Source organism: Arthrobacter sp. P1_B11 (assembly GCF_056406715.1).
Genome location: NZ_JBFTZQ010000008.1, coordinates 65436 through 79881, shown reverse-complemented (window position 1 = coordinate 79881; position 14446 = coordinate 65436). Strand labels below are relative to the sequence as shown.

The window sequence follows — 14446 nt, the reverse complement described above, 5'->3', positions numbered from 1 at the left end:
GATTCACGGCCGGATTGGAGCGCCCGCGGGCCGGGGCGGCCGGATGTGGATCGGGTAACGGGCGGCGCGTATCGTGAAATCAAGCGGGATGCGTGGTGAGCTGGAAGCATGGCACTGAAGAGGTTTTTGTCCCGGGCAGCCCGGGCCCTGGCGGGAATGCTCGGGTTCGTGGTCGTGAGCGGTATCTGCGGGGTCCTGGTGGCAAGCTTCATCGTACCGGCGGCGGCCTTGGCCGGCACCGGGGTGAGCCGGTCGATCTCCTACTTCAACAGCCTTCCAACCGACCTGGCGGTGCAAACGCCGGCGCAAACCACCAGGATGGTGACCGCGGACGGAAAGCTGATCGCCAGTTTCTATGACGAAAACCGGGTGCGGGTCCCGCTGAAAAACATGTCTCCGTTCATCAGGAACGCGCTCGTGGCCATCGAGGACAGCCGTTTCTACGAGCACAGCGGAGTGGACACCCAGGGTGTTCTCCGGGCGCTGACCAGCAACATCACCCGCGGAGAGCGGCAGGGGGCGTCTACCCTCACCCAGCAGTACGTCACCAACGTGGCCAACGAGTCCCTGATATCCGCAGGACGCGAGGACCAGGTGGTCCTCAGCGGCCAGAAGAGCATGGGGGACAAGCTGCGCGAGATGCGGCTCGCCATGGCGCTGGAAAAGAAGTACACGAAGGACCAGATCCTCGAGGGTTACCTCAACATCGTCTTCTTCAACCGCAACGCGTATGGCATCGAGGCGGCCGCCCAGTACTTCTTCAGCGTTCCGGCCAGCAAACTCACCCTGCCGCAGTCGGCCCTGCTGGCCGGGCTGGTCAACAGCCCCAGCTTCTATGATCCGGTGACCAATCCGAAGAACTCCGTCAAGCGGCGCAACCAGGTCCTGGACGCGATGCTGGAACAGGRCAAGATCACCAAGAARCAGCATGACGCCGCCAAAGCCTCCGGCGTGGGCCTGAAGGTCAGGCCGTCCCGGCAGGGTTGTGCCGCCGCCGCSATRGCCCCGTACTTCTGCGAYTACGTSASCCATCTGATCCTCAACAAYCCGGCGTTYGGCCCGGACRCCSARGCGCGCGARCARAAGMTGYRCCGYGGCGGGCTGACCATCACCACCACGCTGGACAGCAGGCTGCAGGCRGCCGCGCAGGCACAGGTGGACTCGACGGCCGGGGCYAATCCGGCCAAATGGGGCTCRTCCCTGGTCTCCGTCCAGCCTGGAACCGGCAAGATCCTCGCCATGGCGCAGAATACGGTGTTCCTTCCCCAGCGCGGAAAGTTCGATACCCAGCTGAACTTCAACGTGGATTCCAAGGACGTCAACGGCAACGACCTCAACGGCGCTGGCGGCTTCCAGCCGGGTTCCACCATGAAGCCGTTCACCTTCGCCGAATGGCTGCACGAGGGCAGGACCATGACGGAGACGGTGGACGCCTCAAAGCGGGAGTACCCGCTGGGATTCCGCTGGCGGTCTTCCTGCGGGAAAGTGCTCGGCGCCTACAGCACGAAACAGCGAAGGGCCGGCCTGGAAGCCGCCGACGACCTTCAGAACGCCTCGGACGGCTACTACCGGAAGATGCCCGTCAATTACGGACTGTACAACTCCATCAACACGGCCACGTTTGCCTCAGCGTCGCAGCTGGACTTCTGCGGAATTCAGAACATGGTCGACGCCGTAGGCATCCACAGCGGCCTGGACGGCACCCCGGTCAACATGCACCAGCTGGGCAATCTGCTGGGCGCCACCGGCGTGGCACCGCTGCACATGGCCAATGCCTTCGCGACTTTCGCCGCCGATGGCCGCTACTGTGAGCCGTTCGCGGTCCTGCGGGTGGCGGACGTTGCCGGCCAGCCGCTGCCGGGTCAGGCCCCCAGCTGCCGCGACGCCGTAGACAAGGACGTGGCCCGCGGAGTGAATGCGGCGCTTCAGGATGTGCTTAAGGTGGGATCGGGCATCTACATCAACCCCAAGGTCCAAAGCCGGGTCCCCGTCGCGGCCAAGACAGGAACGAACAACAGCAACGGCGCCACGTGGGTCCTCGGTTACACTACCGGGCTGGCCACAGCGTCCTTCTTCGGCGACGCGCTGGAGGGTCAGCAGCGGCCCGGCAGGAACCTGACCATCAACGGAAAGTTCTACAGCCGCATCGACGGGTACATGATCGCCGGACCCCAATGGGCAAATTACATGCTCAGGGTGGCCAGCCTCTACCCGGCGGCGGCCTTCCCCAAGCCGCCCGCTGCAATGGTCAGGAAGCCTCCCCCCGCTCCGCGGCCGCCCGCAGCTAAACCTGCCCGCCCGCCGGGCAGCCCGGCCACGAGCCGGCCTGCCACGCCGGCCCCGCGCCGCTGAACGGTGCTGAACGGTGCCGAACGGTGCTGATGTGACTTGAGGACCCGCCCGCTGGCCTACGCCAGCAGGGTGTTGACGAGCCGCGCCGACAAGCGGGCCGTGCGGTTGTCGAGGTCCAGTGCCGGGTTGAGTTCCGCCACGTCCGCGTGCAGCAGCTTCCCGCTGGCAGCGGCCTGGCGGCACACAGCGCTGATCACCGGAAGCGGGACGCCGAACGCCGCCGGCGCGCTCACCCCGGGGGCAACCGACGCCGGCAGCACGTCGAGGTCGATGGTCAGGTACAGGACATCAATGTCAGCAAGAAAGTCCGCAACGAACGCGTGCACCGCGTCCGCTGTGCAGTCCTCATCCAGGAGATATTCCACCCCGAGGCGGTGGGCGGTGTCGAACAGTGCACGCGTGTTGTTCGGTTCGGAAATGCCGACGACGGCGTACTTCAGTTCGCGCCCCGCAGCGGCTTCCGCCCGGGCCATCTGGAGAAACGGCGTGCCCGAGCTGGGCGCGGCTTCGTCGCGGAGATCGAAGTGGGCATCCAGGTTCAGCACCCCGAGCCGCTTGCCCCCTAGGACGGCCTCGGATCCGGCCACACCGAGGTAGCTTGCGAAGGCGGTTTCGTGGCCGCCGCCCAGCAGTACGGTGAGGTTGCCGGCGTCGAGCAGTGCTGCGACCGCCGCCCCGGCCCGGGCCTGTCCGGCTTCAAGTCCGCGGTCCGTGACTGCCACGTCGCCGGCGTCAAGGACAGGCCTGCGCAGGTGGAAGGCCAGGGGCCCCAGCGCCTTCCGGATGACGGCAGGCGCTTGGGCGGCGCCGGTCCGGCCCTTGTTGCGCCGCACGCCCTCATCGCTGCAGAAGCCGAGGATCACTGCCGGGCGGGCAGCCTTGTCTGGAGCGGTGGCTCCGCCGGCGGCCGCCGTGTAGGGGGCCACCGCCTGCCACCACCGGCGGTGCGCATCGCCGTCGCCGTCGAAACGCCCCGTCCAGGGCTGGGGCTGGGCATCAACGGAAAGCGCGGGAAAATCCATGCTTCAAGCTCACCGCATGCAGTCAGCGAAAACCAGCCAGGCCGTCGTCGTCCTGTCTGAAATCCCGGAACCGCGCCCCGGGCCAACCCGGCTTAAACGGCGAGGTGGCATTTCACGGCAATGTTCTCGAAAAACACTGCCGCAAAATGCCACCTCGGCGAAGGGGAACGCGGTTAGGCCATGCCCAGGGCCTGCTCGAGGGTGCCGATGCCGAAGAACAGGAGGAACGCGGCGGCGACGGCCCACATGAGCGGGTGAACGTCCCGTGCGCGGCCCTGGAAAGTGCGGACCAGCACATACGCGATGAAGCCCGCGCCCAGGCCGTTGGCGATCGAGTACGTGAACGGCATCAGGATAAAGGTCAGGAAGGCCGGAAGGGCGATGCCCCAGTCCTTCCAGTCGATCTTGCCCACCTGGGCCACCATCATGAAGCCGACCACCACCAGGGCGGGGGCCACGGCTTCGAACGGCACCAGGTTGATGAGCGGCGTGAAGAACATGGCCACCAGGAACAGCAGCCCGGTCACAATCGAGGCCAGGCCCGTCCGTGCGCCTTCGCCGATGCCTGCACCGGATTCGACGAAGATCTGGTTGGAGGACACGGACGCGCCGCCGCCCACGATCGCGCCGAGTGCGTCGACCTGCAGCACCCGGTCAACGTTGGGGATGTTGCCGTCCTTGTCCACGGTTCCGGCCTCGTTGGCCAGGCCCACCATGGTGCCCATGGCGTCGAAGAAGATGCTCAGCAGGATCACGAACGCCAGCAGTGTCGCGGCGATGAAGCCCAGGTGTTCGAAGGCGCCAAGCGGGTTGGCCTTGCCAATCAGGGAAAGGTCCGGGGCAGCCCACTCCGTGAACGTTGGGGCAACGAGGGACCAGCCCTGCGGGTTGACGTTCTTGCCGTCGAAGCTCGGGCCGATGTGCAGGGTGAATTCCAGGATGACGGAGAGGATGGTGGAGGCGATGATGCCGATCAGGATGGCACCCCTGACCTTGCGGACCAGCAGGCCGATGGTCAGGATGAGGCCGAACACGAATACCAGCGTGGGCCAGCCCAGGAGCTTGCCGTCAAAGCCCAGGCCCACCGGGACAGTGGTGCCGGCCGCATCCGGGATGCGGCGCACGAACCCGGCGTTGACGAGCCCGATCAGGGCGATGAACAGGCCGATGCCCACCACGATCGCCGTCTTGAGTCCGTCCGGAACAGCCTTGAACACCGCGGTGCGGAATCCGGTGAGGACCAGGATCAGCATGGTGACGCCGGACAGCAGGACCAGGCCCATCATGTCCGGCCAGCTCAGCCCCGGGTTGGTGGCCACGGTGACGGCCACGAACGCGTTGACGCCCAGCCCCGTGGCCATGGCGAACGGGTGCTTGGCCCAGGCGCCCATGAGGATGGTGAGGATGCCCGCCACGAATGCGGTGACAGCAGCCACGGCAGGAAAGCCGAGCGTGGCGCCGGAGGAATCCGGGCCGGAAAGAATCAGCGGGTTCAGCACCACGATGTAGCTCATTGCGAAGAACGTGGCAAAACCGCCGCGGATCTCGCGGGAGAAGTTGGACCCCCGTTCGGAAATCTTGAAATACCGGTCCAGTGCAGAGCCCTGCTTAAGCATTAGTCCTCCGGGAGTTTTGGGGTTGGTTGAATCCTATTGGGTTGAAGGGATCCTCCCAGGCAAATTCGCCTAGTCTGTAAGGAAGCCAACACGAGGAGAAATCCGCCCATGCGTTCCACCCGCCAGCTGCTCATCGCCGTACTGGGCGCCGTCGCTTTTGCCGCGATGCTTTTCAGCGCCGGCCCGGCCTCAGCCCATGACGCCGCCGAGTCCAGCAGCCCGGCCGCTGGTGCCACCGTGGCAACGCCTCCCGCGAAGGTGTCCGTCACGTTTAACAACAACCCGCTCGGTTTGGGCTCGCAGATCAAGGTCAGCGACGCGTCCGGAAGCGACTGGGCAGACGGCAAGGTGGAGATCGTTGACAACGTGGCCTCGCAGAAGCTGCGGGACGGCGCGCCTGCGGGCAAGTACACGGTGGTCTGGCGCGTGGTCAGTTCGGACTCGCACCCCATTGAGGGGACTTTCACTTTCACTGCAACCGCCGGGGCGGCAGGCTCGACGGCGGCCGCTCCGGTTCCCACGGCAGGCACACCCCAGCCGGGAATCACCCCGGCTCCGGACAAGGTGCCGGACGCCTCGGAACCGTTCCCGTGGAGCCTGGTGGTGTTCGCAGCCGTGGCGCTGGGGCTGCTGGTTGCACTCGGTGTCCTCGCTCGCCGCAGGCTCGTGGCCGGGAGCGACGACGAGGATTCCGGCGCGGGGGATACGGCTGACTCCGAAGGTGAGGGCACCGGGGCGCGCCCGGGAGGCCTGTCGTCGTAGCCGGGTTACACGGCTTGGACGGAGGCCGGGAGGGCCGCGAAGCTTCCCGTGAGGACTGAGGGGACGCTGTCCGGGTGAACCTTGGCCGAGATGGCCTGGCCCACCACCTTGGCCTGGCGGAGCACTTCCTTGGGTGTCGGGGTGATGAGCCCGCCCACCCCTACCAGATAGATGCCGATAGCGCGCATGGCAGCCACCAGGTTCTGACCCACCGAGATGCCGAGATCAGTGAGCATCCTGCGGAGCTGGCTGTTGGCGCAGCGCGTGAGCACGATATGGTCCGCCAGCAGTACGCCGTCGGGGGTGTGGACGGCCCACCGGTGGAGGGTGGGTCCGGCTGTCCCGGATCCCATCTTGTCCAGCAGCACCGCAGAGGTGTCGCTGCGGATGTCCAGCTGGTGGCTCGAAGCATAGTTGCGAAGGTGGCGCAGGATCTCGTTGCGCTCCTCCCGCGAAGAGCCATCGGCGGCGTCGCACCGTTGAAGGGGCGGCGTCTGGGACGTCTGGCCGCCGCCCGGGGACTCCAGCCCGCTCACGATGATGGAGTCCACCCCTCGCCGCCGAAGCTCGGTGGCGATTGCCAGGCCGGGAAGGCCGGCGCCGATGACCACCGTGGTGGTCCGTTCAGCTCCGCTGAGACCGGGCATGCTTGACACTAGAGCTTCCTCCTCGAGATTTTCGAAGCGCAGGGCGTCCGTGCCCTGCACGGTCCGCTGCCCCAGCAAGCAGACACAAAATATGGTCCGGACGTGTTCTGAAACACAAATCTCGGATCAACAGTGCCTCGAAGAATACAGACTTTTTCGGACTCTGGATAGTCCTCCGGGAACATTGGCGGAGAACGGCCCTGGGTCAGGGTAAAGCCCCCGGGCAGCCATGCTTAACACGGCCTGAGATTCAGTCGCCGGAGGCACGATTGCTGTGCTCCGGGCATGCTTGCTAAGTACTCTCTGACCGAGAATAGTTGTGTCAAGGAGCAGGTTTTCTACACCCGGGTAAAGAAGGCCTGCAGGGTGACGGCGATTGTGCCTCTGTCTGGCAGAATAGCCGCATCATCAGGGCAGTATCGCGAGGAGGCGGACCGAATGGGCGCACACGAGTTGCATCCGGACCCGGCACGGAATGGCGACGGCAGGTCCCCCAGGCCCCAGGGGATAGTGGTCGGCGTCGACGGTTCAGACCATGGGCAGTGTGCGCTGGTGTGGGCAGCCCGTGAAGCCGAGCGCCGCCGTCGTCCGCTTCACATCGTCACCGCATACTCTGTCCCCATTTTCGCGGCGTCGGGCCTCGACGGCGGGTACGCCACCGTGGACGACTCGGTGATCCGCGAGGGTGCCGAGGCAATCCTGAAGCATGCGGCGGACAAGGTTGCCGGCTACAACATCGACGTCAGCGCCGCCGTCGAGAACGGCGACGCCTCCGGGGTGCTGCTGGAAATGTCCGAAACCGCCGAGCTTCTGGTCGTTGGAACGCGCGGCCGCGGAGGCTTCGTGGGGCGGCTCCTCGGCTCGGTCAGCAGCGCGCTGCCGGCGCACGCCAAATGCGCCACAGTGACCGTCCCCCTGATCTGCTCGGACCGCCTGGGGGAGACCACGCAGGACAAGCACATCAGGGCTGAACAGGCCAAAGCGGGCCGCGCTCCCGTGGAGAACGTCGTTGTGGTGGGCGTGGACGGCTCCGAGCAGGCCCGCGTCGCCGTACTTGAGGCCGCGGCCCAGGCCGAGCGGCTCGGAGCGCCGCTTCGGGTGATCTGCGCGGTGCCCCAGTACAGCGGATCGCTGGCGTGGGTGCCGGCGCCGCTGGACAGGGAAGCGCTGTTTGCTGACATCCAGATCCAGCTCAAGGCCGGCGTCGCCTGGCTGCAGAGCCACTTCCCCCGGCTCGCCATCGAAACCCGGCTCCTGGACGGCTCCCCTGTGGAAGTGCTCGTTGAGGCCAGCCGCCACGTGGAGCTGGTGGTCGTCGGCACCCGCGGCCGCGGCGGTTTCGCCGGGATGCTCCTGGGTTCCACGTCGGACGGCGTCCTGCACCACGCCAAGAGCCCGGTCATGGTGGTGCCGGACAGGGAGGATCTGCGGCTTGCCGATCGCGCCAGCTTCGGCCCCATGCTCGGCGCCTCGTAGCCGATGGGCGCGCTGGTTCTCGGCCTCGGTGACATCAGCGCCAACATGTTGCCCCTGGTGGGCGGCAAGGCCGCGAACCTCGGCGAGCTCCTATCCGCCGGCCTGCCCGTGCCGGACGGCTTCTGCCTTACCACCGAGGCGTACGTTGAAGCGGTGGCCCCGCTCGGGCTCGCCGACGTGCACCGCACCCTGGAGGCCACCCCGACGGATGACCTGGACAGGCTCGCCGAGCTGGCAGGCCGGGCCCGGAGCCTGATTGAGGCGGCCGAGCTCCCGCCGGGGATCGCCGCCCAGGTGCAGGCCGCCTACGAGGCGATGGGCGGCACGGACCGGCCGGACGTTCCGGTGGCGGTCAGGTCGTCGGCCACGGCCGAGGACCTGCCGTTCGCCAGTTTCGCTGGCCAGCAGGACACCTATCTCAACGTGGTGGGGGCGGATGCCCTGGTGGCCTCCGTGCGGAAATGCTGGGCGTCCCTCTGGACGGACCGCGCGGTCGCCTACCGCGCCAGCCGCGGCATTGACCCGTCCACGGTGGCGCTCGCCGTCGTTGTCCAGCGCATGGTGGACGCCGCATCGGCGGGCGTCATGTTCACAGCGAACCCCGTGACCGGCCGCCGCCGCGAGTCGGTGATCGATGCCAGCCCGGGCCTGGGCGAGGCGGTGGTGTCCGGCGCGGTCAACCCGGACCATTTCGTGGTGGACATCGCGTCCGGGAAGATCCTGGAGCGCCGGCTGGGAGACAAACGGCTGGTGGTCCGCGCGTTGCCCGGGGGCGGCACTGAAAGCGTGGACCAGCCTGCTGCGGCAGGGAAGCCCTGCCTGACGGACCCGCAGATCCGGGAGCTGGCCGCGCTGGGCGGCCGGGCAGAAAACCACTACGGATCGCCCCAGGATACCGAGTGGGCGATCGACACGCGCGGCAAGGCCTGGCTGACGCAGTCCCGCCCCATCACCACGCTGTATCCGCTGGCGGACAAAGCCAGGCCGGGGGAGGACATCCGCGTCTACCTGTGCTTCAGCCTCGCCCAGGGGCTGACCCGGCCCATCACTCCGATGGGGCTCGCGGCCATCCGGATCATTGCGTCCTCCATTGGACGTGCGGCAGGCTTCGACGTGCCGAACGCACGGAATGGCCCCTCTCCCTACGTCGAGGCCGGCCAGCGCATCTTCTTCGACCTGACCACCGTGGCGCGGAGCACCGTGGGACGCCGCATCGTCCCTAAGGTGTTTGACGTGATGGAGGCGCGCTCCGCGGCGGTCCTGCGCCGGGTGTTCGTGGACCCGCGGTTTTCCATCACCCGGCGAACTCCCTTGGGGCTCCTGAAACACGTGGGGCCCGCGGCGGTGCGTGCCCACGTGCCGGAATCCCTGCTGCGCGCGCTGTTCCGCCCGGAAGCCGCACTGCGGCGCCTCGAAGCGTTTACCAGGAACTTCAGCGATTCCCTGAACCTGCCCCCGGGGGCTTCGCCGCGGCAGCGTCTTGACTACGCTGAGCAAGTCCTGGCCCGAATGTTTCCCATAGTCACCGCCATCCTTCCGCTGCCTGCCCTCGGCTTTGCGATGCTGGCGCTCGCAGGAAAGCTTGCGGGAGGGAAGGAACGTTCCGGAAGTGAAGGGAGCATCGAGCTGCAGCCGATTCTCCGGGGCCTGCCCAACAACGTCACCACCGCGATGGACCTGGAGCTGTGGCGGCTGGCAGCGGCGATCCGTGCCGACGACGGGTCCGCCCGAATGTTCTCCGGGCAGCCGCTGACCGTGCTCGCGCAGCGTTTCAGCGCCGGCGAACTTCCCGCCGTGGCGCAGGCGGGCCTGGCCGGGTTCCTGGAGCGGTTCGGCCACCGGGCTGTGGCTGAAATCGACGTCGGCATGCCCCGCTGGCGGGATGACCCGACCCATATCCTTGGCGTGCTCGCCAATTACCTGCGGCTCGACGACCCGGACCTGGCCCCGGACCGCCAGTTCCGCAAAGCGGAAGACGAAGCGGAGGCACAGGTGGCCCGGCTGGTGGCCGAGACCACGGCCAGGAGCCGGGTCCGGGGCGCCCTCGTCCGCGCGGCGCTCCGGCGGGCCCGGCTGTTCGCAGGCCTGCGGGAACTTCCCAAGTACCAGCTCGTGGTGGCGCTGGCCGAGGTCCGGCGGCAGGTGGCCGTGGTGGGCGCCACTCTGGCGGCCGAGGGGCGGATCGCCCGCGCCGACGACGTCTTCTTCCTGGACTTTGCCGAGGCCGGGCAAGCACTGGACGGCGCGGACATGCAGGAACTCGTGGCCCGGCGGCAGGGGGCCTACTACCTCGAGCTGGAGCGGCGGCGAATCCCGCGGCTGCTTCTCTCCGACGGCACCGAGCCCGAGACCCTGCTTTCGTCGGACGGGGCTGCCGGGGAAGGTGCCCTGACGGGAAGCCCGGCATCGGCGGGAACTGTGACTGCTCCGGCCCGGGTCATCCTGAATCCGGTGGGCGCGCACCTGGAGCCGGGTGAGATCCTTGTCGCGCCCTCCACCGATCCGGGCTGGACGCCGCTCTTCCTCACCGCCGGAGGCCTCGTCATGGAAATGGGCGGCCCCAACTCGCACGGCGCGGTGGTCGCCAGGGAGTACGGCATCCCCGCTGTCGTGGGCGTCGCGGACGCCACGTCGGTTCTCCGGACGGGACAGAGCATAACGGTCGACGGCGGTGCGGGCACCATACTGCCCGGAAGCTGACGGCTCCCGCGCACCCAAACTGGCCTACTTAATGTCGTTTTGCGGGCTCAAAGCGGCCTAAAATGCGAGTCAATTTGGGTCCTCCGCCGACTTCCTCCGCCGGATGTAGCGGATGACCAGCCAGACAACGACGACTGCCAAGGCGGCGTACACCGCGTAGTTCAGATAGCGGGCGTACTGTTCCACCATCGAATACTGTTTGCCCAGCAGGACACCCAGACCGATCAGCAGCCCGTTCCAGATCCCGCTTCCAGCGATGGTGAAGACGCTGAACGTTCCCAGATGCATCTTCTCGGCGCCGGCAGGCAGCGAAATGAGGCTGCGTACGCCGGGAAGGAGCCGGCCGAAAAAGACGGCGGACTTGCCGTGGCGCCGGAACCAGCGCTCGGCGGTTTCGAAGTCCTCCCGGTCAACCAGCGGCAGCTTGGAGAGCCAGCGGATGGACCGTTCCAGCCCGAGCTTCGCTCCGAGGAAATACAGTGCCAGCGCACCCACGTAGGCGCCCAGGGTGCTGGTGAGGAAGACCAGGCCCAGGCTCATTGATCCTTGCCGGGTCAGGAATCCGGCGAGGGGAAGGATGACCTCGCTGGGGATCGGCGGGAAAATCGTTTCTGCGAGCGTGAACAGCCCTACGCCCCATTCGCCCAGCGCGTCCATGGACTGGGCGGCAAAGCCGACTATCCCGGTCAGCTCGTCCGCCGGGGTGGTTGAGGCAGCATAGATGCTCATTTGCTCGGGCTCCCACGGCTGGATGACGGCGTCCCGTCCAGTCTGGCCCAGTACGTTCGCGGGCGAAAGCGCGGCGCCGGAATTAGGGGCTGTCAGGGGATGTGCCGAGGCGTACCCTGAGGATATAACCTGCGACGTCGGAGTGGAGTTGAGATGGCCTCCAAGTGGCTGCGGTGGACGCCCGCCGTGGCCGTACCTGCTGTAATTGCTGCCGGAGTGCTGGCAGGGTCCGTTCCCGCCAGCGCTCGGGATCCCCTGCCCGACAAGACGCCTGCCCAGGTGCTCGCCATGATTGGACAGCACACTACCAAGTCCCTGTCAGGAACGCTGGAACAGACGTCCGAGTTCGGCTTGCCCGATGTTCCCCAGATCGGTCCCTCGTCCGGTGCCGGCACGGGCTCGATTGCGGAACTGCTGGCAGGACCGCACAGCGCGCGCGTCTACGTCGACGGCCCCACCAAAGTGCGGGTCCAGGTCATGGACCGGCTCGCCGAGCGTGACGCAGTGCGGCAGGGCAACGACGTCTGGCTGTACAACTCCAAAGACAACACCGCCACCCACGTGACGCTGCCGGAGAAGGCCGCAGGCCACAAATCGCCCGACTCCCGCACGCCGGGAACCATGGCAACGCCGGAGGAGCTCGCGGCCCGGATGCTGGCAAAGATCGACTCGTCCACGGACGTGACCGTCGGTAACGACGTCGAGGTGGCGGGACGCGCTGCCTACAATTTGACGCTGACTCCGCGCTCGCAGGGGACGCTGGTCGAATCCGTGGCCATCGCCGTGGACGGTGAGAAGGGGCTGCCGCTCAGCGTGGAGGTGCGGGCACGCGGCCAGGCCGAGCCTGCGTTCCGGACCGCGTTCTCCAGCCTGACGCTGGGTGCCCCGGATGCCGGCCTCTTCAACTTCACGCCGCCGCCCGGTGCCACGATCAAGAACCTGGCGCTGCCGGCAACGCCCCATGCCGCGAAGGACATGGGCAAGCACCACGCCAAGGGTAAAGCTACGAACGCGACCGGAAAGTCCCCGTCGCTGACGGGCTCCGGCTGGGAGACCGTGGTCGGGTTCCCCGCCCGTGCCGGCGGTGCGAATGCCGATGCGGCGTCCGCCGATACCCTGCTGAAGGACCCGCTGCTTCGGCAGGCCATAATCACTGTTCCCGGCGGCCGGGCGATCTCGACGTCCCTGCTGAACGTTCTGCTGACCGACGACGGCCGTGTCTTTGCCGGGTCTGTACCGCTGGAGCGGCTGCAGGCTGCCGCTGCCGCGAGGTGACTCCCGCTGACCGCGGCGCCGGACTCGCCATCGAGACCAGGGGGCTGACCAAGCGCTTCGGCCACCAACTGGCCGTGAACGCCATCGACTTGGCCGTGCCCCGGGGATCGGTGTTCGGGTTCCTGGGCCCCAACGGCTCGGGAAAGACCACCACCATCCGGATGATGCTTGGCCTCGCCGCGGCCACGGCCGGTTCGGTCACCGTGCTCGGACTGGACATGCCGCGCCGGCTCGACGAGGTACTGCCGCAGGTGGGCGCCCTCGTCGAGGGCCCGGCGTTCTATCCGTTCCTCTCCGGCGCAGCAAATCTGCACCGCTTTGACGCTGCGGACCGGCATGCAACGCCCGGCACGCGGCGCGCCCGGGTGGCGGAAGCCCTCGAGCGGGTGGGGCTATCACACGCTGCCAGGAAGAAGGTGCGGGCCTATTCGCTGGGCATGAAGCAACGGCTCGGAATCGCCAACGCCCTGCTTTCCCACAGGGAACTGCTGGTCCTGGACGAACCCACCAACGGACTGGACCCGCAGGGCACCAGGGAGGTGCGCAGCCTGGTCCGGTCGCTGGCCGCCGACGGCGCCACGGTGTTCGTTTCCAGCCACCTGCTCGCCGAAGTGGAGCAGATCTGCACGCACGCGGCGATCATGAGTGCTGGTCGGCTGGTGGCACAGGGGCCGCTGCCGGAGCTCCGCCAGGCGGGTTCAGCGCAGCTCCGCCTGCTAACGCCCGACGCCGCTGCGGCCTCGGGCGTTCTGGTCCGGTTCGGCATGGCCCCGGTCGTCGGTCATCCGGACGGTGCCGGAGCGGTCATCACCGCAACTTTGCCCGACGGCGCCGGCGGCCTGCCGGGGAATGGCGCCCGCAGCACAGAGACCTTCGCACCGGAATCGATCGTCGCCGCGCTGGTGGCTGACGGCGTCCGCGTCCGCGGCTTCACCGTGGAGCGGGGCAGCCTGGAAGACCGCTTCGTGGCGCTGACGGGGGAGGGCTTCGATGTCGCGCAGTGATGACACCGGCATGGCCGCGCGTGAGGCCCGGCGGCCGCCGTCGAGCGCTTCGCTGGTTGTGTCGGAGCTGACGCTGCTGTTCCGCCGGAGGAGGACCCAGGCCCTGCTGCTGGCACTGGCTGCGATCCCGGTGTTGATCGCCGTCGTCGTCCGGGTCTCGACGGCGGTGCCCGCGGGCCGCGGGCCCGCGTTCCTGGACCGCATCACCCAAAACGGGCTCTTCGTCGGAGTGACGGCGCTGATCGTTTCGGTACCGCTGTTCCTGCCGCTGACCATCGGAGTGGTTGCGGGCGACACTATCGCGGGGGAGGCCGGCCTCGGAACCCTGCGGTACATGCTCGTGGCTCCCGCGGGGCGGGTCCGCCTGCTCATTGTGAAGTACGTGGGGGCGGCTGCCTTCTGTATTGCGGCCCCGGTGGCCGTGGCGCTCGCCGGCGCGGCTATCGGGGCGGCACTTTTCCCCGTGGGGCCGGTAACCCTGCTGTCCGGCGACGTCGTGGAGCCCGGCGAAGCAGTGGGGCGGATGCTTCTGATCGCCGCCTACCAGATGGTGTCGCTGCTGGGACTTTCCGCAATCGGGCTCTTTCTGTCCACGCTTACCGATGTGCCGGTGGGTGCCATGGCCGCCACGATCGTGCTGTCCGTCGGCTCCCAGGTGCTGGACCAGTTGCCGCAGCTGGAGTGGCTGCATCCATGGCTGTTCAGCCATTACTGGTTCGGTTTCGCGGACCTGCTGCGCCAGCCGATCGGGTGGGATTCGTTCACCAGCAACGCCCTCCTGCAGGCAGGTTACATCGCTGTGTTCGGGGCACTGGCGTACGGCAGGTTCGTCAGCAAGGACGTGCTGTCCTGACGTTCACCGG

11 protein-coding genes are annotated in these 14446 nt (G+C 67.5%); 7 read left to right on the top strand and 4 right to left on the bottom strand.

The window, feature by feature from the left end; genetic code table 11:
* The first annotated feature begins 108 nt into the window (after positions 1–108).
* Positions 109–2352, top strand: coding sequence for a transglycosylase domain-containing protein (locus AC1D14_RS08910; protein WP_476968320.1), 2244 nt, complete (start codon positions 109–111; stop codon positions 2350–2352).
* 56 nt (positions 2353–2408) lie between these two features.
* Here the strand turns inward: AC1D14_RS08910 and hutG are convergent, their stop codons facing one another.
* A complete protein-coding gene (hutG, locus tag AC1D14_RS08905; RefSeq protein WP_230119591.1) occupies positions 2409–3374 on the bottom strand; it encodes a formimidoylglutamase in 966 nt (321 codons plus the stop codon).
* 173 nt (positions 3375–3547) lie between these two features.
* Entirely contained in the window at positions 3548–4990 is a 1443-nt protein-coding gene (locus AC1D14_RS08900; RefSeq protein WP_476877122.1) for an NCS2 family permease, read from the bottom strand.
* 108 nt (positions 4991–5098) lie between these two features.
* Here AC1D14_RS08900 and AC1D14_RS08895 point away from each other — a divergent pair, with 108 nt between their 5' ends.
* On the top strand, positions 5099–5752 hold the full coding sequence (locus AC1D14_RS08895; RefSeq protein ID WP_476968319.1) for a copper resistance CopC family protein: 654 nt from the start codon (positions 5099–5101) through the stop codon (positions 5750–5752).
* 5 nt (positions 5753–5757) lie between these two features.
* Here the strand turns inward: AC1D14_RS08895 and AC1D14_RS08890 are convergent, their stop codons facing one another.
* Positions 5758–6399, bottom strand: a complete 642-nt coding sequence (locus tag AC1D14_RS08890; protein WP_230119601.1) for an NAD(P)/FAD-dependent oxidoreductase — start codon at positions 6397–6399, stop codon at positions 5758–5760.
* Positions 6400–6837: 438 nt separating this feature from the next.
* Here AC1D14_RS08890 and AC1D14_RS08885 point away from each other — a divergent pair, with 438 nt between their 5' ends.
* The gene (locus AC1D14_RS08885) at positions 6838–7875 is read left to right on the top strand and encodes a universal stress protein (RefSeq protein ID WP_230119594.1); all 1038 of its coding nucleotides are present in this window, start codon (positions 6838–6840) and stop codon (positions 7873–7875) included.
* A 3-nt stretch (positions 7876–7878) separates the two neighbouring features.
* A complete protein-coding gene (locus AC1D14_RS08880; protein ID WP_476968318.1) occupies positions 7879–10575 on the top strand; it encodes a PEP/pyruvate-binding domain-containing protein in 2697 nt (898 codons plus the stop codon).
* Between the two features lie 69 nt (positions 10576–10644).
* Here AC1D14_RS08880 and AC1D14_RS08875 read toward each other — a convergent pair whose 3' ends face one another.
* Positions 10645–11304: a DedA family protein gene (locus AC1D14_RS08875; protein WP_230119596.1), complete on the bottom strand. Its 660-nt coding sequence runs from the start codon at positions 11302–11304 to the stop codon at positions 10645–10647.
* A gap of 153 nt (positions 11305–11457) precedes the next feature.
* Here AC1D14_RS08875 and AC1D14_RS08870 point away from each other — a divergent pair, with 153 nt between their 5' ends.
* From AC1D14_RS08870 to AC1D14_RS08860, 3 genes are read left to right on the top strand one after another with little or no spacing between them, the layout of a single operon-like run.
* On the top strand, positions 11458–12579 hold the full coding sequence (locus AC1D14_RS08870) for a LolA family protein (RefSeq protein ID WP_476968317.1): 1122 nt from the start codon (positions 11458–11460) through the stop codon (positions 12577–12579).
* Entirely contained in the window at positions 12576–13583 is a 1008-nt protein-coding gene (locus AC1D14_RS08865; protein WP_230119598.1) for an ABC transporter ATP-binding protein, read from the top strand. Before AC1D14_RS08870 ends, AC1D14_RS08865 begins: the two co-directional genes overlap by 4 nt.
* 10 nt (positions 13584–13593) lie before the next feature.
* Positions 13594–14436: an ABC transporter permease gene (locus tag AC1D14_RS08860; protein WP_230119602.1), complete on the top strand. Its 843-nt coding sequence runs from the start codon at positions 13594–13596 to the stop codon at positions 14434–14436.
* Positions 14437–14446: the final 10 nt, after the last annotated feature.